Origin of the sequence: Alteromonas sp. 38 (genome assembly GCF_902506055.1) — a bacterium.
Lineage (GTDB): Bacteria > Pseudomonadota > Gammaproteobacteria > Enterobacterales > Alteromonadaceae > Alteromonas > Alteromonas lipotrueae.
Genome location: NZ_LR733300.1, coordinates 388,323 through 409,108, shown reverse-complemented (window position 1 = coordinate 409,108; position 20,786 = coordinate 388,323). Strand labels below are relative to the sequence as shown.

21 protein-coding genes are annotated in these 20,786 nt (G+C 44.3%); 8 read left to right on the top strand and 13 right to left on the bottom strand.

What is annotated here, in order from left to right; all coding sequences use genetic code 11:
* The first annotated feature begins 336 nt into the window (after positions 1 to 336).
* On the top strand, positions 337 to 2,136 hold the full coding sequence (locus FLAVO9R_RS01710; protein ID WP_159528221.1) for a cation:proton antiporter: 1,800 nt from the start codon (positions 337 to 339) through the stop codon (positions 2,134 to 2,136).
* Between the two features lie 295 nt (positions 2,137 to 2,431).
* Here the strand turns inward: FLAVO9R_RS01710 and FLAVO9R_RS01705 are convergent, their stop codons facing one another.
* Complete coding sequence (locus FLAVO9R_RS01705; protein WP_159528219.1) at positions 2,432 to 3,748, bottom strand: 3-deoxy-D-manno-octulosonic acid transferase; 1,317 nt, start codon at positions 3,746 to 3,748, stop codon at positions 2,432 to 2,434.
* Positions 3,749 to 3,891: 143 nt separating this feature from the next.
* Between FLAVO9R_RS01705 and FLAVO9R_RS01700 the strand changes: the two genes are divergently transcribed.
* Both FLAVO9R_RS01700 and FLAVO9R_RS01695 read left to right on the top strand, forming a co-directional pair.
* The gene (locus FLAVO9R_RS01700; RefSeq protein WP_159528217.1) at positions 3,892 to 4,926 is read left to right on the top strand and encodes a glycosyltransferase family 9 protein; all 1,035 of its coding nucleotides are present in this window, start codon (positions 3,892 to 3,894) and stop codon (positions 4,924 to 4,926) included.
* Positions 4,923 to 6,014, top strand: coding sequence for a glycosyltransferase family 4 protein (locus FLAVO9R_RS01695; RefSeq protein WP_159528215.1), 1,092 nt, complete (start codon positions 4,923 to 4,925; stop codon positions 6,012 to 6,014). The genes FLAVO9R_RS01700 and FLAVO9R_RS01695 overlap by 4 nt, the downstream gene beginning before the upstream one ends.
* A 76-nt stretch (positions 6,015 to 6,090) precedes the next feature.
* On the opposite strand, the gene rpsQ is transcribed toward FLAVO9R_RS01695, so the two are convergent.
* From rpsQ to rpsJ, 11 genes are read right to left on the bottom strand one after another with little or no spacing between them, the layout of a single operon-like run.
* A complete protein-coding gene (gene rpsQ / locus FLAVO9R_RS01690) occupies positions 6,091 to 6,348 on the bottom strand; it encodes a 30S ribosomal protein S17 (protein ID WP_013785726.1) in 258 nt (85 codons plus the stop codon).
* Positions 6,348 to 6,539, bottom strand: a complete 192-nt coding sequence (gene rpmC / locus FLAVO9R_RS01685; protein ID WP_013785727.1) for a 50S ribosomal protein L29 — start codon at positions 6,537 to 6,539, stop codon at positions 6,348 to 6,350. The genes rpsQ and rpmC overlap by 1 nt, the downstream gene beginning before the upstream one ends.
* Positions 6,539 to 6,952 (bottom strand): 50S ribosomal protein L16, encoded by a 414-nt coding sequence (gene rplP, locus FLAVO9R_RS01680; RefSeq protein WP_013785728.1) that lies wholly within the window; start codon positions 6,950 to 6,952, stop codon positions 6,539 to 6,541. The genes rpmC and rplP overlap by 1 nt, the downstream gene beginning before the upstream one ends.
* Before the next feature lie 3 nt (positions 6,953 to 6,955).
* Positions 6,956 to 7,660: a 30S ribosomal protein S3 gene (gene rpsC, locus FLAVO9R_RS01675; RefSeq protein ID WP_013785729.1), complete on the bottom strand. Its 705-nt coding sequence runs from the start codon at positions 7,658 to 7,660 to the stop codon at positions 6,956 to 6,958.
* Between the two features lie 9 nt (positions 7,661 to 7,669).
* Complete coding sequence (rplV, locus tag FLAVO9R_RS01670) at positions 7,670 to 8,002, bottom strand: 50S ribosomal protein L22 (protein WP_013785730.1); 333 nt, start codon at positions 8,000 to 8,002, stop codon at positions 7,670 to 7,672.
* A 12-nt stretch (positions 8,003 to 8,014) separates the two neighbouring features.
* Entirely contained in the window at positions 8,015 to 8,290 is a 276-nt protein-coding gene (gene rpsS, locus FLAVO9R_RS01665) for a 30S ribosomal protein S19 (RefSeq protein ID WP_013785731.1), read from the bottom strand.
* 15 nt (positions 8,291 to 8,305) lie between these two features.
* Entirely contained in the window at positions 8,306 to 9,130 is an 825-nt protein-coding gene (gene rplB, locus FLAVO9R_RS01660; protein ID WP_013785732.1) for a 50S ribosomal protein L2, read from the bottom strand.
* Between the two features lie 14 nt (positions 9,131 to 9,144).
* The gene (gene rplW, locus FLAVO9R_RS01655) at positions 9,145 to 9,444 is read right to left on the bottom strand and encodes a 50S ribosomal protein L23 (RefSeq protein ID WP_013785733.1); all 300 of its coding nucleotides are present in this window, start codon (positions 9,442 to 9,444) and stop codon (positions 9,145 to 9,147) included.
* Positions 9,441 to 10,046 (bottom strand): 50S ribosomal protein L4, encoded by a 606-nt coding sequence (gene rplD / locus FLAVO9R_RS01650; RefSeq protein ID WP_013785734.1) that lies wholly within the window; start codon positions 10,044 to 10,046, stop codon positions 9,441 to 9,443. The genes rplW and rplD overlap by 4 nt, the downstream gene beginning before the upstream one ends.
* Before the next feature lie 18 nt (positions 10,047 to 10,064).
* Positions 10,065 to 10,703: a 50S ribosomal protein L3 gene (gene rplC / locus FLAVO9R_RS01645; protein WP_013785735.1), complete on the bottom strand. Its 639-nt coding sequence runs from the start codon at positions 10,701 to 10,703 to the stop codon at positions 10,065 to 10,067.
* Positions 10,704 to 10,721: 18 nt separating this feature from the next.
* Positions 10,722 to 11,033, bottom strand: coding sequence for a 30S ribosomal protein S10 (rpsJ, locus tag FLAVO9R_RS01640; RefSeq protein WP_006012796.1), 312 nt, complete (start codon positions 11,031 to 11,033; stop codon positions 10,722 to 10,724).
* Positions 11,034 to 11,503: 470 nt separating this feature from the next.
* On the opposite strand from rpsJ, the gene FLAVO9R_RS01635 reads away from it, so the two are divergent.
* Together FLAVO9R_RS01635 and FLAVO9R_RS01630 are read left to right on the top strand one after the other, a co-directional pair.
* Complete coding sequence (locus tag FLAVO9R_RS01635; protein WP_159528213.1) at positions 11,504 to 13,720, top strand: GspE/PulE family protein; 2,217 nt, start codon at positions 11,504 to 11,506, stop codon at positions 13,718 to 13,720.
* Positions 13,721 to 13,815: 95 nt separating this feature from the next.
* Entirely contained in the window at positions 13,816 to 14,307 is a 492-nt protein-coding gene (locus FLAVO9R_RS01630) for a hypothetical protein (RefSeq protein ID WP_159528211.1), read from the top strand.
* Between the two features lie 99 nt (positions 14,308 to 14,406).
* Here the strand turns inward: FLAVO9R_RS01630 and acnA are convergent, their stop codons facing one another.
* Positions 14,407 to 17,118 (bottom strand): aconitate hydratase AcnA, encoded by a 2,712-nt coding sequence (acnA, locus tag FLAVO9R_RS01625; RefSeq protein WP_159528209.1) that lies wholly within the window; start codon positions 17,116 to 17,118, stop codon positions 14,407 to 14,409.
* 392 nt (positions 17,119 to 17,510) lie between these two features.
* On the opposite strand from acnA, the gene gpmA reads away from it, so the two are divergent.
* The 3 genes from gpmA to folE2 all read left to right on the top strand — a co-directional run bounded on the left by gpmA (position 17,511) and on the right by folE2 (position 20,782).
* Complete coding sequence (gpmA, locus tag FLAVO9R_RS01620; protein WP_159528207.1) at positions 17,511 to 18,257, top strand: 2,3-diphosphoglycerate-dependent phosphoglycerate mutase; 747 nt, start codon at positions 17,511 to 17,513, stop codon at positions 18,255 to 18,257.
* Positions 18,258 to 18,517: 260 nt separating this feature from the next.
* On the top strand, positions 18,518 to 19,852 hold the full coding sequence (locus FLAVO9R_RS01615; RefSeq protein WP_159528205.1) for a dihydroorotase: 1,335 nt from the start codon (positions 18,518 to 18,520) through the stop codon (positions 19,850 to 19,852).
* 9 nt (positions 19,853 to 19,861) lie between these two features.
* Positions 19,862 to 20,782: a GTP cyclohydrolase FolE2 gene (gene folE2 / locus FLAVO9R_RS01610; RefSeq protein ID WP_159528203.1), complete on the top strand. Its 921-nt coding sequence runs from the start codon at positions 19,862 to 19,864 to the stop codon at positions 20,780 to 20,782.
* Positions 20,783 to 20,786 lie beyond the last annotated feature (4 nt).

Here is a 20,786-nt window from a genome sequence, read left to right as displayed (position 1 = left end):
CTTCAGGGTATGAAGCAGCACAACCAGTAAGTAACGAGAGTGAAAAAAACGTAGCAACTGCTACAGGTAAAAATGAGTGATTAAGCAACGTAGATAGTCCGTTGATAAGGCGCTCTTTGGCGCGTAATTAATGAAGCCTTAAAATACTATGCTTCCCCTTCCGCTACAACGTTGAATATAAGCGAATTGATCCCTCATAGGCTAAACTCTGTTTTAATCATATTGTGCTTATACGAAAGTCTCTGTCGGCATGAACATAAGTTGCTATATGATGGGGCCGCAAAACAGTATAAGTATGACTATATCCTTATAATTATATAAAGAAGGGAACACGCATTGTCAGATCCACTCATGTCTTTGGTTGCCGTTGGCTTATTGTCGATTAGCTGCCAATATCTCGCGTATAAAGTTCGTTTACCTGCCATCTTACCGCTTTTGATTGTAGGAATTGTGGTTGGCCCTGTATTTGGCGTACTTAACGCAGATGCGCTTTTTGGCGACCTTTTGTTCCCTGTTGTATCGCTTTCCGTTGCCATTATTCTGTTTGAAGGATCCCTTACCCTCAAATTTGGAGATATTGCCGGCCATGGCAATATGGTACGTAACTTATGTAGTGTGGGTGTATTAGTCACCTGGGTCATAGCCGCTGTTGCAGCGCATTACAGTCTAGACTTGTCGTGGCAACTCTCCTTTTTATTCGGTGCTATTGTGACGGTAACTGGCCCCACCGTGATAGTGCCCATGCTGCGAACTGTGCGGCCTAAATCTAACTTGGCAAGCATCCTACGATGGGAAGGCATTGTCATCGACCCCATTGGCGCCCTGCTGGCCGTACTCGTCTTTGAGTTTATCGTCGCCTCTCAAGGCAATGCTATTTCCCACACCTTTATCACCTTTGGCAAAACCATCGGAATTGGTTTCCTACTTGGTTTTAGTTCCGGTTATTTGCTAGGGCTTTCTATCCGCAAAGATTGGATCCCGCATTACTTGTTAAACACCGCCGTTTTAACCATTATTCTAGGTGTTTTTGCAGCGTCAAATTATGTTGCACATGAATCTGGACTATTGGCCGTTACCATCACGGGCATGGTATTAGCCAACATGAAGAACGTGGAAGTAGAAGACATTTTAGAGTTCAAAGAAACCTTGAGTGTGCTGCTTATCTCAGGTTTGTTTATATTACTTGCTACCCGTCTTAGCCTTCAATCTATTGCGGATGTAGGTTGGGGAGCGCTTATTGTGCTTGGCGCAATCATGTTCATTGCTCGCCCATTATCGGTAGCAGCGTCCTCTATTGGCACAGGTCTTAAACTTAATGAGTTGGCCTTGCTGAGCTGGATTGCACCCCGCGGCATTGTGGCCGCAGCCGTATCTGCGTTGTTTTCTTTAAAGCTTGAAGAAATTGGCTACGAGGGTGCTGGCATTATCGTGCCCATGGTCTTTCTTGTGATTATTGCTACCGTCGTTGTTCAAAGCCTGACTTCTCGAAGTGTCGCCCAATTGCTGAAAGTAAGAGCCCCTGCCCCTACCGCTTACCTAGTGTTCGGTGGCAGTAAGTTTAACCGACTGCTTGCTGATGAAATGATTAAGCAAGAGCTGAGCGTTACCGTTGCAGATACCAACTGGGATGCCATTCGAGAAGCCCGAATGATGGATATTCCAGTGTATTTTGGTAACCCCATGTCAGATCACGCAGCTCGTCATCTCGATATCGCTAGCTTTGGTACGGTGTTAATTATGTCACCTTACAAACAACTTAATCCCCCCATTGCGTATCATTTCGAAAATACCATGGGCAAAGATAAGGTGTGGGCACTGACAAGCAACGAACAGTCTACCCGCCCAAGTCACCAAGTAAGTGAGCAATATGCAAAACGCCTCACCTTATTTGATGAAGGTGTGACTTATGGGTATTTGGCGTCAGCGATTGCTCGTAACGCCAGTATTAAAACCACACGGCTGTCTGATGAGTTCACATTCGCGCAATATAATGAAAAATATGGTGATAGAGCCACACCATTAATAGCCATAGATGTTGAAGGAAAAAGCTTCACATTCGTGAATGGGAACAGCATTCACCCTAAGGCAGGATGGCGAGTAATTAGTTTGATTTTACCTGAAGGTGAAGCAGTGTAAGAAGATGCTAGCGGGTTAAGATGGCACCCTGCCTAAGCAGGGTGCATCTCCCTGGAGAACGCGCAGTTCAGTGCTTCTTCATGAGAAGCATAATTGTTTATATTTTACCGTAACTACGCTGTCGGCGTTATAAAAGCAAAGAACAGACCACTTTGCGATTTCACAATATTTTCAATACCTTATGTATTTCTGCGTAAAATAACGGGCTGTTATAAAGGTGCAAAGAAAAACCTTGGTGCAATGTGCGCACAACTTTGGTGAGCTAAAATTAACCAATTGATATTTATAAGTAAGATTAACCTACATTACGTTTTATAACCGCTAGCGTTTTATCCAATGCACCACTGTTTTCCTCTAAAACTTTCCGGCCGGCTTTTCCAGCTTCCTCACGTTTCATCGGGGCGTTGATCCAAGCCTTACATTGCCGAGCAATTTCTTCTGCGTTAGTTATTTTTGTAAGCGCCCCACGCTCTGCCAAATACTCACAAATTACTGGGTTGTTATAGGTATGTGGCCCCATCATGATGGGAATAGAAAAGGCGGCAGGCTCTAACGCGTTATGCCCACCTCGATTTGTAATCGAGCCCCCTACAAATGCGAAACTAGCTACGCTATAAGCACTATTCAATTTCCCCATTTCATCAAGCAAAATAACTTTCGTCTCTGGAGATATAGCATCAATGTTACTTGTTCGAACGTATTCAAGCTCGTTTTGCTCTAATAGCTTAGCGACGGTATCAAACCGTTCAGGGTGACGAGGTACTAATAGCAAGCGAAGATTAACTGCGATTAACGATCCGAGTATCTTCAACGCATCAATCATGGCTTGCTCTTCAAGATCGTGGGTACTGCCAGCAACTAATATTGGGCCGTCTGTTAGTGAAAGGCCCATGAACCCTTTGCTTTGATGCGTTGTGGATGCAGCTTGGTCAAACTTAATATTATTAGTTTGGGTCATTCGTGTTTCAGGCATACCTAGTGCAAGGTAATTATCGTAATCACGCTGACCTTGAGTACATATATGAGAAAGTTTGTTTAACATGGGTTTAAACAGTTTACTTATCTTCATGTAGCGCTTAGCTGACCTATCCGTCATACGCGCATTAATCACCATTATCGGTATGTGGCGCTTCCAGCAAGCATGTACAAAATTAGGCCATAATTCGACTTCAGTAATAAGCACCGCTTTAGGTTTAATGCGCTTTATCATTGCAGCCATAGCCGTGTGCAAGTCATAGGGTAAGTAAAAATGGTGTACCGTATTACCAAAAATATCCCGCACCCTTGCCGAACCTGTGGGTGTAGTAGTGGTCACCGTAATCTGCGTATCTGGCTCAGCCTGAATGATGCGCTTTATTAAGCAAGATGCAGCCACCACTTCACCAACCGAAACACAGTGAAACAGATAACCGTTAGTTTTATGGGGCCTCGCAACAAAACCGAATCGCTCAAACCGACGTTGATTATATTCTTTATTTCTTGTCGCACCTCGGCGCATTAGTTGGATAAATGCGAAAGGGATAATGCAAAATAATACACAGGAGTAAAGCCAGCGACAGATATCTTCTAGTAATGTAGGTCTGTATTCGGCTTCTTTACCGCCTCTTATCATTAGTAATTCCTATTTTTATTCTTGGCTGCTCGACAGGCTCGTATCGCTGAAAATCAAATGCGTAACGCTCTGCTAGGTCGTCATCAAACTGACGCTATTATGTGGTTTACTCACCCATTATAACTCGTCTACATGTAAGTTTTATGTGCTCTACTGCAACCCAGCCAAACGTACTTTTAATCAGGCTTAGCGCTATTGGTGACATTGTAATGGCCTCAGGCCTTCCGTCCAGCATTAAAGCGGCTCTTCCAAATGCTCGAGTTACCTGGTTAGTTGAAAAGCCGTATGCAGGGCTAATACAACACCACCCTTTTGTTGATGACATTCTCGTGTGGCCCAAAAGCGAATGGAGAGAGTTTGGTAAAAAGCGCGCCTATTGGTCTTTGCTTAAATCGGTTTTGGCATTTCGCCGACAGCTTCACGAGAAAGGCTTTACCCTCGCCATTGATGCCCAAGGCTTACTTAAAAGTGCTTTTTTAGCCTATCTCAGTGGTGCAGGTGTCCGAATTGGTTTTAATAGTAAAGAGCAAAGCCAACGTTTCTTAACCGACACTATAGATAAACCAATATCAAACCAAATCAGTAGCGAGTATCGATATTTAGCAAAGCATATGGGAGCGCATTCTTACGAACTACATATTGAAATGGGGGAAGCTGCAACACAAAAGCTTCAGGGCACGCTAGGTGCACTGTCGGTAAATGGCGATTATATTGTACTTGCCCCTTTTACTACTCGCCCGCAAAAGCACTGGCCAATTAATCATTGGAAGCAACTTATCACGCTTATCCGTCAGCACAGTAATATGCCTATTGTCATTCTAGGCGGCCCTTCAGATAGCTGCGATGCTGAGTCATTAACCTTCATTGAAGGTGATGTTTATTCATTAGCGGGACACGTATCGTTAGCAGAATCAGCCGTGGCCGTTAAACAGTCTCAGGCCTTTATTGGCGTTGATACCGGCCTAACACACATGGCGGTTACTTTTCTTCGCCCTACAGTTGCGCTTTTTGGGTCTACCTGTCCGTATACATATACTGATAATGCCAACACTCATGTATTATATAAAAACCTAGTCTGTGCGCCATGTAAGCGTAAACCAACGTGCAATGGTACATTTGACTGTATGGCATTGATTCGCCCAGAAGAAGTTTTTACCATTGTGAAGGAATACTTGTGAGCTTAAAGATTTTGCATATAGAGTTGGGCAGAAACTTGTATGGCGGCGCTAAACAAGTTGTCTACTTGTTAGATTCATTGAACCATCATTTTGATTACGAAAACCACTTAATATGTCCAGAAGACAGTAAAATTGCATCGGTGCCTCTTGCGGGTTGCCAAACGCATACCATTGCCTATCGCGGAGAAACAGACTTATTTGCCGTAAAGCGCATGGTTAACATCGCCCGTAAAATTAACGCCGATGTCATCCATGTACATAGTCGCCGTGGAGCGGATGTTTTTGGCGCCATGGTAGCCAAGATAACAGGCATTCCCGCTATATGCACACGACGAGTAGATAACCCAGAATCACTGTTTGCCACTTATAAATACAGTCAGTTTGCTGCTGTAGCGAGTATTTCTGAGGGCGTGTTTAATGTGGTAAGTCATCACTGTGAAGCAGTCAAACACCAACCGGTTATTCACTCGTCAGTAGATTTTAGAGAGTTTTCGAAGCCTGGTGACAAAGCCTGGCTAAGTGAAACCTTCTCCATTCCTTCAGACCATACCGTTATTGCTAACTTTGCTCAGCTTATATCTCGTAAAGGCCAAGCTGATATTATTCTAGCCATGGAGAAAGTGGTTCAAAATAACCCTAAAGTGAGTTGCTTACTATTCGGCAAAGGGAATCTCAAAGAAAGCTACCAAGCGCTTATCGACCGACATTTGCTTACCGAACACGTAAAGCTGTGCGGCTTTACCGAGGAAGTTAGTAAAATTCTGCCCAGTGTTGATATAGTGGTTCACCCCGCTTATGCGGAGGGTTTAGGTGTTATTCTTCTTCAAGCCGGAGCGTGTAAGCGTGCAGTGGTATCTACGCCAGTAGGCGGTATTCCTGAAATTATTGAGCACGAAGAAACAGGGCTAATGGTAACGCCAGGGAATATCGATGAAATAGCCGACGCCTTAATTACGCTGGTGAATAACAAGCAAACCCGCGATACCTTGGGCAATCAGTTGTATCAACATGTAAAAGGGCATTTCAGTACTAACGAAATGGCTGCCAGTTATAGCGAGCTGTACTTGACCGTGACCCAGCCATCATAAGTATTGCATTGTTAAATTTTAAGCAATAAAAAAGCCGCTCAAGAGCGGCTTTTTCAATCGTAAGAAAAGTTAGCGATTAAACGCCAGCTTTTTCTACAACGCTAACCAATGTCCAATTTTTACTTTTAGACAATGGACGACATTCACTAATAGTGACTACGTCGCCTTGGTTACATACGTTTTCTTCATCGTGGGCGTGAAGTTTAGTAGAACGTTTGATGAACTTCCCGTAGATAGGGTGCTTTACAAAACGCTCAACAACAACAGTAATGGTTTTATCCATCTTGTTGCTAACCACACGACCTTGCACTGTACGAACTTTTTGTTCAGTCATTACGCATCAGCCTTTTGAGTCAGAATGGTTTTAACACGCGCGATGTTACGACGTACAGTTCTCAATTGGTCAGTCTTTTCAAGTTGACCAGTTGAGTGCTGCATGCGCAAGTTGAACTGTTCGCGTAGCAGGTTAATCAACTCTGCGTTCAGCTCTTCTACGCTTTTTTCTTTCAGTTCAGTCGCTTTCATTACATCACCGTCCGAGTTACAAAGGTTGTCTTAAATGGCAGTTTAGCCGCTGCCAATTCAAACGCTTCGCGTGCTAGAGACTCAGGAACACCTTCCATCTCATAAAGTACACGTCCAGGTTGAATTTGGCATACCCAGTACTCAACGTTACCTTTACCTTTACCTTGACGCACTTCAAGAGGCTTCTCAGTAATTGGCTTGTCAGGGAAAACTCGAATCCAAATTTTACCTTGACGCTTAACGTGACGAGTCATAGCACGACGCGCTGCTTCGATTTGGCGAGCGGTCATACGACCACGGCCAACTGCTTTCAGGCCATAAGTACCGAAGCTTACCTTGCTCCCCGCAATGGCAAGACCACGGTTACGACCTTTATGCATTTTACGAAATTTCGTACGCTTTGGTTGTAACATGATTTAGCCCTCACGCTTAGAGTTGCGGCCTTTCTTCTTAGGTTGAGCAGGCGGAGCTTGCTCTTGAGTTGTAGGCAAACCGCCCAGAACTTCACCTTTGAAGATCCATACCTTCACACCAATAATACCGTAGGTAGTTGCAGCTTCTGAAGTTGCGTAATCGATATCTGCACGGAAAGTGTGCAGAGGTACGCGACCTTCACGGTACCATTCAGAACGAGCAATTTCTGCTCCGCCCAAACGGCCGCTTACTTCAACTTTAATACCCTTAGCACCAAGACGCATTGCGTTTTGTACCGCGCGCTTCATAGCACGACGGAACATTACACGACGTTCTAGCTGGCTAGAGATACTGTCGGCAACCAGTTGTCCGTCAAGCTCAGGCTTGCGAACTTCTGCAATGTTAATCTGAGCTGGCACACCGGCTAGCTTAGAAACATAGGCGCGAAGCTTCTCTACATCTTCACCTTTTTTACCGATTACAACGCCTGGACGAGCAGTGTGAATAGTCACACGGATGCTCTTAGCAGGACGCTCGATCACGATTTTAGAAAGTGAAGCGCTTTTAAGCTGTTTAGTCAGATACTTACGTACCTGATGATCGTTATACAGGTTATCCGCATAGTCACCAGTATTAGCGTACCAGGTAGAAGTCCATGGTTTACTGATACCCAGGCGTATACCTGTAGGATGTACCTTCTGTCCCATTATCTACTCCTAGTTATCCGCTACAACCACAGTGATGTGACTGCTACGCTTAAAGATACGATCTGCACGGCCTTTGGCACGTGGCTTGATACGTTTCATAGTTGGACCTTCGTCAACGAAAACTTTGGCAACGACTAATTCGTCGATGTCAGCGCCTTCATTGTGTTCTGCATTTGCAATCGCAGATTCCAAAACTTTCTTAACCAGCGCTGCGCTTTTCTTCGGGCTGTACGTAAGTAGCTCAAGCGCTTTCTCAACGTGCATACCGCGAATTTGATCCGCTACCAAGCGTGCTTTTTGAGCAGACGAGCGGGCAAAACGGTGTTTAGCTAATGCTTCCATTTATCCTACCCCTTATCGTTTGCTTTTCTTATCCGCGACATGGCCGCGGTAAGTACGCGTTGGCGCAAATTCGCCCAACTTGTGGCCGACCATTTCATCGCTGATGATGACTGGAACGTGCTGGCGACCGTTATGGACCGCAATGGTCAACCCAATCATATCTGGGATGATCATAGAACGACGAGACCAAGTCTTAATTGGTTTACGTTCGTTCTTTTCCACTGCAGCCTCTACCTTCTTCAGCAAGTGAAGGTCAATAAATGGACCCTTCTTGAGAGAACGTGGCATGGTGAATCCTCGCTGTTACTTATTACGACGACGTACGATAAGTTTATCGGTACGCTTGTTACTTCGGGTTTTCTTACCTTTAGTAGGAACACCCCAAGGAGATACTGGATGACGACCACCCGACGTGCGTCCTTCACCACCACCGTGTGGGTGGTCTACTGGGTTCATGGCAACACCACGAACTGTAGGACGAACACCACGCCAGCGGGTTGCACCGGCTTTACCCAGTGAACGCAGCATGTGCTCTGCATTGCCTACTTCACCAATGGTGGCGCGGCAATCAGATAGTACTTTACGCATTTCGCCAGAACGTAGACGCAAGGTAACGTAGTTTCCGTCACGTGCTAGGATCTGAGCATAAGCACCGGCAGAACGTGCAATTTGTGCACCTTTACCAGGCTTCATTTCAATTGCGTGTACAACAGAACCTACTGGGATATTACGCATTGGCAATGTGTTACCAGACTTGATCGGAGCATCCGAACCAGACTGGATTGCATCACCAGCTTTCATACCCTTTGGAGCCAGAATGTAACGACGCTCACCATCTGCATACAATACTAGTGCAATGTTAGCAGAACGGTTAGGATCGTATTCTAAACGCTCAACAGCGGCTGGAATGCCGTCTTTGTTGCGTTTAAAGTCAATCAAACGGTAGTGTTGTTTATGACCACCACCAATATGACGAGTTGTAATACGACCATGGTTGTTACGACCGCCAGATTTGCTGTTCTTTTCTAGCAAAGGTGCGTAAGGCGCGCCTTTGTGAAGGTCAGGGTTAGTAACCTGAACAACGTGACGACGACCGGCAGAAGTTGGCTTAGCTTTCAATAATGGCATTTCTAATCCCCTTCTTACTCAGCGCCACCGACAAAGTCGATGTCCTGACCTTCTTTAAGAACCACGTAGGCCTTTTTCCAGTCACTGCGTTTACCGAAAGACTGACCGTGACGCTTGGTTTTACCCTTAACGTTTACAGTGCGAACGCCTTCAACCTCAACTTCAAACAGTTTTTCAACTGCAGCTTTGATTTCAGCTTTGTTCGAATCTTTCGCTACTTTAAATACAACCGTGTTGCTTGCTTCAGCAGCCATAGTAGACTTTTCTGAAACATGCGGTGCTAAAAGCACCTTCAGTAGACGTTCTTCTTTCATGCTAACGCCTCCTCAAGTTGTTTAACCGCATCAGCTGTAATTAGCACTTTTTCAAATGCAATCAAACTTACTGGGTCGATGCCTGCAACATCACGTACGTCAACTTTGTACAAGTTGCGTGCCGCTAGGAACAAGTTCTCATCAACATCAGCAGTAACGATAAGAACATCATTTAGTTCATAGTCGTTAAGCTTAGCAATAAGTTCTTTTGTCTTAGGTGCTTCCACACCAAACTTCTCTACCACAACCAAACGGTCTTGACGGATTAGTTCAGACAAGATGCTTTTGATAGCACCACGATACATTTTCTTGTTAACTTTTTGATCAAAGTCACGAGGCTTGGCTGCGAATGCACGACCACCACCAACCCAAATTGGGCTGCGGATAGTACCAGCACGAGCACGACCTGTGCCTTTTTGACGCCATGGCTTCTTACCACCACCACGTACTTCAGCGCGAGTCTTCTGCGCCTTTGTACCCTGACGAGCACCTGCACCGTAAGCTACAACGACTTGGTGTACCAAGGCTTCGTTGAATTCACGTCCAAAGGTCGCTTCGGATACTTCAAGAGCGCTTTGCGCATCTTTCAATGTTAATTCCATCAGTTCACTCCCCAGACGTTACGCTTTAACAGCTGGCTTAACGATTACATCGCCGCCAGTTGCGCCAGGTACGGCACCTTTAACAAGGATTAGGCTGTTTTCTACGTCTACACGTACCACTTCCAAAGATTGGGTAGTCACTTGCTTGTTACCAAGCTGACCAGCCATTTTCTTACCTTTGAAAACTTTACCAGGTGATTGGTTTTGGCCAATCGAACCAGGTGCACGGTGAGACAAAGAGTTACCGTGAGTCATACGCTGTGAACTAAAGTTCCAACGTTTGATCGCGCCAGCAAAACCTTTACCTTTTGATGTACCAGTGACATCAATCTTTTTAGTGTCGTTAAAGATTTCAACAGTGATTTCACTGCCTACTTCAATATCGCCACCTTCGTTATCTTCCAGGCGGAATTCTACTAGAGCACGACCTGCTTCAACACCAGCTTTAGCAAAATGACCTGCTTCAGCTTTGTTAACGCGGTTCGTTTTCTTGCTTCCAGTAGTAACCTGAAGAGCGCGATAACCGTCAAGTTCTTCAGTGCGTAACTGAGTAACACGGTTTGGGGTCGCTTCAATAACAGTCACAGGGATAGACGTACCATCTTCAGTGAAGATGCGAGTCATACCCACTTTACGACCGACTAGACCAATCGCCATTGTTATTACCCTCTCTTGTTAGCCCAGGCTGATTTGAACATCAACACCGGCAGCCAAGTCCAAACGCATCAATGCGTCAACTGTTTTATCAGTTGGCTCAATGATGTCTACTAAACGCTTGTGAGTACGAATCTCATATTGATCACGTGCATCTTTATTTACGTGAGGAGATGTCAATACTGTATAGCGTTCTTTGCGAGTAGGCAGAGGAATAGGACCGCTGACCTGAGCACCAGTACGTTTCGCCGTTTCAACGATTTCAGCCGTAGACTGATCGATCAACTTGTGATCAAACGCTTTCAAACGAATACGAATTCTTTGATTTGGCATCGATTAAGCTCCAATCGAAAGAACAAAAAAATTCACCTTTTCTCTTCCACTTTATTCTGGAAAGAAAAGATGTGCGTAAACCGATGGTTCCCAATTGGAACCCTGTTCTTTTTCCTAACACGCCTGTAGCAGTCTTATCTTATCGATTTCGCTTGCTACGCTGGCAACCACCCTAAAAGCAGTGAGGTCGCGGCTAGAAACATTGCCCTATTTGGGCAGTGGGCGCGAATTATACAGAAGGCAGGATACATTGCAACCGCTAGATCGCTTTTTGTACACATTAATTGCAAATCTATGACTTAAGTACAGCTGCTTCTTTTTAACAGGTAATGTAAAGTTACGCTATTGTTGAGCTACCTTGAGGTAAGTAGTATTGCCGTTAAAGCGCTATACCTATAAGGTGGTAAAACGAATGCCACAATGTTTAATCAAATTTGGATATAGCAGCGTTACGCTGTGCTAAGAACACTATGGAAGTAGAAGACAGTCAGCATATTTTCACTCATGTTAAACGCATTCTGAATAACCACTCGTCTTTATTAGATGCTTACAGTTTGCTAGAGCCCATCATCCTTAACATGTTTGGTGCTACCCGTATGAGCATCTTTCAGCGCCGCCGACAACACCAAGACTTGGTCGCTCGCTTTAAAACGGGTAAAGAAACCCTAGAGATTAAGGTGCCTATTAGCCCCATGTCTATTGCGGGCTATGTCGCTATCTCACAACAGCCTTTACTCATAGCTGACCCTTATAACACTGCAGAGCTTAAAGCTATTCACCCGCGTTTACGGTTTGCTGATAAGTTTGATAAAGATAACGACTTTAAAACCACTAACATTTTATGTGTGCCTATTCTTAATGCCGGCGTGTTAATGGGCGTGATGCAAATTATCAATAAACAACACGGCAGTTTTGATGATAATGATTTAACCCGTGCAAATGATTTAGCATTAGTATTAGGGGCTAAATTTCGCTATGAACTTGGTGGTACAAACAATCCGTTTGATTCTCTACTCCATAAAGGCTTAATAAACGAACCTGCGTTAAAAGCACTGCTATCTACCTCTAATGACACCCGCACTATTGTACAGGGGTTGATGTCTGAGCATCGCGTACCTGAGCATGAAATTGGGCATTCACTTTCTATTCATTATCAGGTTCCCTTTATTGGCTATTTACCTGATAAATATCATCGTTATGAAGGTGAAAGTAAACTAAACCTCTCTTATCTTAAACGTAATCATGTTGCGGTTATTTCTGATGTGGAAGACAACCCTATTGTGTTAATGGCAGAGCCTAACAATGCCGCGCTGTTGATGGAAACAGAAAGCGCATTGGGTATTGAAAGCTATGAAATTGCGGTTGGCTTGCCTCATCAAATACTCCAGTATTTAGGTGAAGGTGGCGGCGGTAGCGCCCCAGGTGACATGAATGAAATTCTTGATGAAATTGGTTTATCAAGCGAGGAAAACGACGAACATGTCGATGAGCTTTCCGACGATGCGCCTGCGGTAGTACGTTTGGTTAGCCGTGTATTACACGATGCAAAACGCCTTGGCGCGTCTGATATTCATATCGATCCAGAGAAGAATGCCCCTACTCGTGTAAGAATGCGCGTTGACGGTGTATGCCGCGACATGAACAAGGTGCCTAACTCCCACCACAATGCGGTTATTGCCCGTATTAAAATTATGTCTAACCTAAACATTGCAGAGAAGCGTGTACCTCAAGACGGTAAACTTGCTTTCAAAATGAATGGGCAACTGGTAGAAGTACGTGTGGCGACTATCCCTACTGTCGCCGGCGAAGGCGTGGTAATGCGTTTGCTCGCGTCTGGTGGTGCCATGCCTATCGAGAAAATGAACTTAGCGCCTACCAATTTGAAGCGCTTAGAAGACATGATTAAAAAGCCACATGGCATCTTATTAGTGGTGGGCCCAACTGGTTCCGGTAAAACCACCACCTTGCATGCTATTTTGGGTTACCTAAACACCCCAGAAAAGAAAATATGGACAGCAGAAGACCCCGTAGAGATTACTCAACCCGGTTTACAGCAGGTGCAGGTAAGCCCCAAAATAGGCTTCACTTTTGCTAACGCCCTACGGGCATTTTTGCGTGCCGACCCCGATATTATTCTTATTGGTGAGATGCGTGACAAAGAAACAGCTCATGCTGGCATTGAAGCTTCTCTTACTGGTCACTTGGTGTTATCTACCCTGCATACCAACTCTGCCCCAGAGACCATTACACGTCTATTGGATTTAGGGTTAGATCCTGTTAACTTCTCAGATGCCTGTGTAGGTATATTAGCCCAGCGTCTTATTCGAACCCTTTGTGGTAAGTGTAAGGAAGAGTATGTAGCCAGTGATACTGACATGGCCTTCATTAAACGGCAGTACGGCGCGCAGATGCTAGATGAATTAGCGTTGCCTTCTCCACTCAAACTCTACAGGGCAAAAGGCTGCGAAGAGTGTGGTAACACGGGCTACAAAGGCAGAACAGGGGTTCATGAGCTACTAGGAATGACACCTGAGCTACGCTCTTTGGTTTACAAAGAAGCCAGTGTTGCAGAAATGAAAAAACAAGCTACCCAAGATGGTATGCGAACCTTAGTACAAGATGCTATTTGTAAAGTTATTAAGGGCGACACCGATATTCCACAGGTACAAATCGTGGGCGGCGACTAACCATGAAATATTTACTAACACTCTAATTTTGAAGATTTAGCTGTAACAGTATAAATAATACTAATACGTTTATCACTAAAGGAAAGGAAACCAATATGAAAGCAATAGTTTTTGCGTTGTTATGCACTAGCACACTAATATCAACGGCGGCAGAAGCCCAATCGAGCACCAAAGACAAAATGTGGAAGAGTGAATATCTTTCGATTGTTGAAGGTGGTTTGTATGCGCTGAAAGCTGAAAAATATGATGAAGCCTATACTAAATTATTAGAAGGCGCGAAATTAGGTAATAAATCATCTCAGTATTACTTAGCTCAAATGTATTTTCAGGGGTGGGGTATCGAGCCTAATTATGAAGAAGGTTGGTTATGGTTAAAAGTCGCTATGGAACAAAAAACAGCTGAGTGGAATCGTTCTTTTCGTTCTATTCGTGACGCTTTGCCAGAAGATTTTAAGACCTCGATGCAACCCTATGTAGATGAACACATTGCATTGTATGGCGCGAAAGCGCAAGACTTACGCTGCGAAAAACGTGCGGCAATTGGCTCTAACATTAAAGAGATAATCTGCTCTAAGCGATTCTATTAATTTATCCGTTACGCTACATAAAAGCCCGATATTTCATCGGGCTTTTTACTTTGGTTCGCCAGCATACTAAAACGCTTAACGCCGCTTTTTATCCAATCACTATTTCTTCAAGTATTGGCGAATAACATAGTGCAAAATACCGCCGTTTTCGAAATAAGTGAATTCGTTCGATGTATCGATTCGAATATCCATCGAGAACGTTTGCGACTCGCCTGCATCAGACGTTACGGTTACATCCACTTCTTTTTGATCTCGGCTTACCGGCCCAATTGAAAAGGTTTCGTTGCCATTTATACCCAAACTACTCGCACTGTCGCCGGGTTTAAACTGCAACGGTAATATGCCCATACCAATTAGGTTAGAACGATGAATACGTTCATAGCTTTCCACCATAACGGCTTTCACGCCCATCAATGAAGGCCCTTTTGCTGCCCAATCTCGGCTAGAACCAGTGCCATATTCTTTCCCGCCGACGACAACAGCGCCAACTCCTTCTTCTTTATAACGCATAGCAGCATGGTAGATAGACATTGCATCACCGCTTGGGTAATGGGTAGTTGCACTGCCCTTCGTACCCGGCGCTAATTGATTCTGCAAACGAACATTAGCAAAGGTACCTCGCATCATCACTTCGTGGTTACCTCGTCTAGAACCATAAGAATTAAAGTCTTTGGTATTTACCCCTTCTGCTTGCAAGTATTCACCTGCAGGACTGTCTGGCGCTATCGCGCCTGCCGGAGAAATATGGTCTGTGGTGATTGAATCGCCCACTTTCACCAAGCATCGCGCGTTCTCGATAGCACTCAGTGCTTCGGGTTCTTCGCCCATTGTTTGGAAAAATGGCGGATGTTTAATATAGGTAGAATCAGGCCAGTCGTATACCGATGTTGAACTTACCGTTAGGTCATTCCACACACCACTGCCTTTAAATACGTCGGCGTATTTTGCTTTGAAGATATCACTAGTGACATGTTCCGCAATATGGCTTTGAATTTCATCTTCACTAGGCCAGATATCTTTTAAATACACCGGCTCGCCATTGCTGCCTAACCCTAATGGCTCTTTAGTAATATCAATATTCATATTACCGGCTAAGGCATAGGCCACGACCAACGGCGGGGATGCTAAATAATTAGCCGCAACGTCTGAATGAATACGACCTTCGAAGTTACGGTTCCCTGACAATACAGAGGTAACAGTAAGCTTGGCCTTTTTAATGGCATCGCTGATCGCATCAGGCAAGGGGCCTGAGTTACCAATACAGGTGGTGCAACCATAACCCACAAGGTTGAAACCGAGTGCTTCTAGTGGGTCCATCAGGTTTGCATCTTCAAGGTACTGAGTCACCACCTGCGACCCAGGGGCTAAAGAGGTTTTTACCCAAGGCTTCCGGGTTAAGCCTTTTTCCGCCGCTTTTTTCGCTAGTAACCCTGCTCCAATAAGCACCGAGGGGTTTGATGTGTTGGTACAACTGGTAATAGCCGCAATAACAATGGCGCCATCTTCTAAGTTAAATTTATTTCCACGAAATTCTACATAGGAGTCGTGCTCTTCATTCACTTCTGGTACTGCGCCGCCTTCAGCGACAAACTCTGTTTCCTCGTCTAACACTTTCACATCAATTTGTGAGCGATGCCATTCATTGAATGCTTTCGCCGCATTATCTAATGCAATCCTATCTTGGGGGCGTTTTGGCCCAGCAATAGAAGGGACAACATCATTTAAGTCTAGTTCTAGCGTCTCGTGATATTCCGCATCTTTAGTGAAATCATCGTGCCATAGGGAACTTTCTTTCGCGTAGGCTTCAACAAGTTCAATCTGGGATTCGTCACGCCCGGTTAAGCGCAAATAATCTAGCGCGACTGCATCAATGGGAAATATGCCACAGGTTGCGCCATATTCCGGTGCCATATTGGCAATAGTGGCGCGATCGGCAGTGGTTAAATGCTTCAAGCCTGGGCCATAGAATTCTACGAACTTACCCACAACGCCATGTGCACGAAGTTGCTGGGTGATTGTTAACACCATATCCGTCGCGGTCACACCGGTAGGTAGCTCACCGTCTAAACGAAACCCCACAACTTTTGGAAGTAGCATGGTAACGGGTTGGCCCAACATAGCCGCTTCAGCTTCAATACCGCCTACCCCCCAGCCTAATACGCCAAGGCCATTAATCATAGTGGTGTGCGAATCGGTACCTACTAGCGTATCGGGATACACTAAGGTATCGTCCCCCTCTTGTTTCGTGAAGGCAACACGGGCAAGGTATTCAAGGTTAACTTGGTGAACAATGCCTCGACCTGGAGGGACTACTTTGAAATTATCGAAGCTAGATTGCCCCCACTTTAAAAATTGGTAACGCTCTTTATTTCGCTCAATTTCAACGTCAGTGTTTTTTTCTAACGCATTTTCTTCTGCGAAGAAATCAACCATTACTGAATGGTCAATCACTAACTCTACGGGGTTTAACGGATTAATGGATTTTGCATCGCCGCCAAGCTTGTTAACCGCATCGCGCATGGCAGCCAAATCAACAATAGCTGGCACACCAGTGAAGTCTTGCAAGATAACCCTAGCTGGAACGAAAGAGACTTCATGTTCAACATGATTTTCCGTATTCCACGTAGCGACTTGTTCAATGTCGTCACTGGTTACAAACTCTTCGTTTTCGTGACGAAGTAAGTTTTCAAGAAGGATTTTAATACAGTAGGGTAATCGGTCGAGCGCAAAGTTCTCATTTACTTTGTCAAAGCTAATTGCCTTGAAGGAATTGCCATCGACATCGATATTGGAAAAAGATTGATATTTCACGCGCTCACCATCCTTATTTGCCTGTCATAAATATAGTTTTAGGAGCAAGTCAGGAAGCGCTATCAATAGATGAATTGCAGTGCTATTTCGCACTTCTATTCCACACTGGAATGAATTAGCGCTCCTACCCACTCTCACTTATAGCTGTATACGGTAACAAAGTGAAAAAAAGTTCATGTTGATTTCATACCGTTAGCCTAGCAGTTAGGTTGTATCTAAAGGGGCTGCTGTGCTACTTGGCTAGTCTTACCTGTTAAACTTGGCTTTTCGAAACTGGATTTTTCGTTGCCGATCAACGATGATAGCGTTCATCTTTTTTCGTATCCGTCTGACGCACCATTTCATTGGCATTCGTTGGACATTTTCACTTTAACGCCGCAGGTAACCTTACTATGTATAAACTGGTACTTATTCGTCATGGAGAAAGTCAGTGGAACCTTGAAAATCGTTTCACTGGTTGGCACGACGTCGACTTAACTGACACAGGTGTAGCACAAGCTAAAACCGCTGGTCAGTTGATGAAAGAAGCAGGTTTTGAATTCGATCAGGCTTACACGTCTGTATTGCTTCGTGCTATCAAAACGTTGAATATCTCTTTGGAAGAAATGGGTCAACATTACCTACCTGTTGAACGTCACTGGCGTTTGAACGAGCGTCACTACGGTGCGCTTACAGGGTTAGACAAAGCTGAAACGGCTGCTAAGCATGGTGAAGAGCAAGTTAAAGTTTGGCGTCGTAGTTTCGATATTCCACCACCAGCAGTCGATACTGACAGCGAACACTTCCCAGGGGTTGATCGTCGTTACAATAACGTTGATGCCGAGATTCTTCCTCGCGGTGAAAGCTTGAAGATGACCATCGAGCGTGTACTTCCTTACTGGCACGATGTTATTCGCCCTGATATTCAAGCTGGCAAGCGCGTTATTATCGCGGCTCACGGCAATAGCCTTCGTGCATTAGTTAAATACTTAGATGGTATGTCTGATGAAGACGTACTAAGCCTAAATATTCCAACCGGCGTACCTTTGGTTTATGAGCTAGACGAAAACTTGAAGCCTATCTCTAAAGAATACCTAGGCGATCCAGAAGCGATTAAAGCGATGATGGATGCCGTTGCTAAGCAAGGCAAAGCTAAATAATCAAAAGCCAAGTAAACGCATTTTACTTGCTGTATATAATGTTAAAAGCCGCGGATAATATCTGCGGCTTTTTTGTACCTTTCCCTCACTAAATAAACCTCAATGCCAGAAAAATATATAACTGGCGTAATTTTCGGTTTCTTCAAAATCGGTAAACAGCATCCTTCCCTCGCCGTTATATGTTATGTTATAACATAATTAAAACATCATTAGACTTCGATGAAAAGATTCTAATCAACTCATTTTCCTAAATTTAAATTATGCAAAAACAGATAATTAAAAACGCCAAAGTAATAAACGAAGGTAATATTTTCGACGCTGATTTATCGATTGAAAATAGGCTTATCAGTAAAATTGAAAACAATATTACAGTTCAGCGCGGTGACCTAGTTCATGAAGCAGAGGGTTTGTTATTGCTCCCTGGTATGATTGACGATCAGGTGCATTTTCGTGAACCGGGCTTGGTAAATAAAGGTACCATCGCAACTGAATCGTGCGCGGCGGTAGCTGGCGGCATTACCAGCTATATGGAAATGCCCAATGTAAAACCTTCAACAACCACCCTTGAAGCGCTTAAGGCAAAACACGATATTGCTAAACAATCTTCTTTAGCAAACTATTCGTTTTACTTAGGTGCAACGCCAGACAATATTGAGCAGATAAAGCGTATCGACCCTAGCTGGGTATGTGGCATAAAGGTATTCATGGGGGCATCTACAGGCGATTTATTGGTTGAACACCCAAATGCACTTGAAAGGATTTTTAGAGATTGCCCTACCCTTATTGTGGCGCATTGTGAGAAAGGGGATGTTATAAACCAAAACCTTGCCAGAATCAGCCACCAAAAAACAACCTTAACGGCCGCCGATCACCCCTTAATACGTGATGCCGAAGCATGCTATCAGTCTTCCTCATATGCCGTAAACTTGGCAAAAAAATTTAATAGTGATCTTCATGTACTTCACCTCACCACCGAGAAGGAAATGTCGCTATTTCAACCCGGCCCCATTGAAGACAAAAAAATTACCGCTGAAGCCTGTGTGCATCATTTATGGTTTAACCAAACCGACTACGACCGATTGGGGAATCTCATTAAGTGTAATCCAGCCATTAAGGCCGAATCAGACCGCCTAGCTTTGATTAAGTCTATAAACGAAGATCGCATCGATATCATTGCCACCGATCATGCGCCACATACTTTTAAAGAGAAAAACCAAGAATTTATGGCGGCTCCGGCAGGCCTGCCTTTAGTACAGCATGCATTACTTAGTTTACTAGAACTCGCTAAAGGCGGATCTTTCAGCCTTACAACGCTAGTAGAAAAAGTATCGCATAGTCCAGCGAAGCGCTATCACATCAACAAACGGGGTTTTATTCGCGAAGGGTATTTCGCCGATTTCGTTTTAGTTGCTCCTAACCAAAGCACTGAAGTGCGTCACGATAACTGTCACTATTTATGTGGATGGACCCCCTTTAACGGTCAAACCTTCAACCACAGCATTGCCGCAACCTTCGTCAACGGTACCAAAGTATTTGATGGCAACCGTTTCAATGAATCGTCTGTTGCACTTCCTCTTTCATTTAATCGTCCGTAGTAAAAATTTATGTATCAACCCGAAACGCTTCCAGATATCACCACTCATTCGATTGACCATCCAATTGAAAACCTCAATTGGGTAGGAATGGAAAAAGTGGGTCTTCCGGTCAAGCTCAAATTATCAAGCGGAGACGTTATTGCCGCTTCTGCGTCGGTAGACATATTTGTGAGTTTAGATACCAATGTTAAAGGTATTCATATGTCTAGGCTTTACCTTCAACTTAATGAACAACTGGCGAACCAGATCATCACCGTTGAACGCTTAGCACAACTTATCGCATCAATGCTAGAGTCTCATCAAGGCATTAGCCATTCCGCCAAGGTGAAGCTATCTTTTGAAGCCCCATTAAATAAAAAAGCGCTTCTTAGTCAAAACGCTGGATATCAGGTTTACCCGATTGCCATCACCTATCAACGTATTGCCGAGCAGTCTAAACACTGGCTAGATTTAACCATTCCATACTCAAGTACCTGTCCCTGTTCTGCGGCTCTTGCCACTCAACTGATTGCCGACTCAATTGCTAATCGATTTCCAGATGAAAACATGAAAAAGGCGGAGCTGTTGCAATGGCTATCTTGCGCTAAGCCTTCGTTAGCCACGCCGCACAATCAACGTTCCTACGCCTATATCAAAATGTGTATGTCGCAAAGTCAGCTGAAAAGCCAAATTGAAAATCTAGACAAGCTCATTTTTCAGTTTGAAGACGTTATTGGAACGCCTGTGCAAACCGCCGTTAAGCGTGAGGATGAACAAGAATTTGCTCGGTTAAATGGCAGAAATTTAATGTTCTGCGAAGATGCCGCAAGACGTGTTAAAGGCTACTTAGAGTCGCTGGAGTCTATTACCGACTATTGGTTCAAGGTTGAACACCAAGAAAGTCTGCATGCTCACAATGCTGTGGTGACTGATCAAAAGAACATAAAGTAAAAGT

Bases quoted from the DNA above. Each gene is read 5' to 3' on its own strand.
- FLAVO9R_RS01705 (WP_159528219.1), bottom strand. From the start codon at position 3,748: ATGATAAGAGGCGGTAAAGAAGCCGAATACAGACCTACATTACTAGAA.
- FLAVO9R_RS01700 (WP_159528217.1), top strand. From the start codon at position 3,892: ATGTGCTCTACTGCAACCCAGCCAAACGTACTTTTAATCAGGCTTAGC.
- rpsQ (WP_013785726.1), bottom strand. From the start codon at position 6,348: ATGACTGAACAAAAAGTTCGTACAGTGCAAGGTCGTGTGGTTAGCAAC.
- rpmC (WP_013785727.1), bottom strand. From the start codon at position 6,539: ATGAAAGCGACTGAACTGAAAGAAAAAAGCGTAGAAGAGCTGAACGCA.
- rplP (WP_013785728.1), bottom strand. From the start codon at position 6,952: ATGTTACAACCAAAGCGTACGAAATTTCGTAAAATGCATAAAGGTCGT.
- rpsC (WP_013785729.1), bottom strand. From the start codon at position 7,660: ATGGGACAGAAGGTACATCCTACAGGTATACGCCTGGGTATCAGTAAA.
- rplV (WP_013785730.1), bottom strand. From the start codon at position 8,002: ATGGAAGCATTAGCTAAACACCGTTTTGCCCGCTCGTCTGCTCAAAAA.
- rpsS (WP_013785731.1), bottom strand. From the start codon at position 8,290: ATGCCACGTTCTCTCAAGAAGGGTCCATTTATTGACCTTCACTTGCTG.
- rplB (WP_013785732.1), bottom strand. From the start codon at position 9,130: ATGCCATTATTGAAAGCTAAGCCAACTTCTGCCGGTCGTCGTCACGTT.
- rplW (WP_013785733.1), bottom strand. From the start codon at position 9,444: ATGAAAGAAGAACGTCTACTGAAGGTGCTTTTAGCACCGCATGTTTCA.
- rplD (WP_013785734.1), bottom strand. From the start codon at position 10,046: ATGGAATTAACATTGAAAGATGCGCAAAGCGCTCTTGAAGTATCCGAA.
- rplC (WP_013785735.1), bottom strand. From the start codon at position 10,703: ATGGCGATTGGTCTAGTCGGTCGTAAAGTGGGTATGACTCGCATCTTC.
- rpsJ (WP_006012796.1), bottom strand. From the start codon at position 11,033: ATGCCAAATCAAAGAATTCGTATTCGTTTGAAAGCGTTTGATCACAAG.
- FLAVO9R_RS01635 (WP_159528213.1), top strand. From the start codon at position 11,504: ATGGAAGTAGAAGACAGTCAGCATATTTTCACTCATGTTAAACGCATT.
- FLAVO9R_RS01630 (WP_159528211.1), top strand. From the start codon at position 13,816: ATGAAAGCAATAGTTTTTGCGTTGTTATGCACTAGCACACTAATATCA.
- gpmA (WP_159528207.1), top strand. From the start codon at position 17,511: ATGTATAAACTGGTACTTATTCGTCATGGAGAAAGTCAGTGGAACCTT.
- FLAVO9R_RS01615 (WP_159528205.1), top strand. From the start codon at position 18,518: ATGCAAAAACAGATAATTAAAAACGCCAAAGTAATAAACGAAGGTAAT.
- folE2 (WP_159528203.1), top strand. From the start codon at position 19,862: ATGTATCAACCCGAAACGCTTCCAGATATCACCACTCATTCGATTGAC.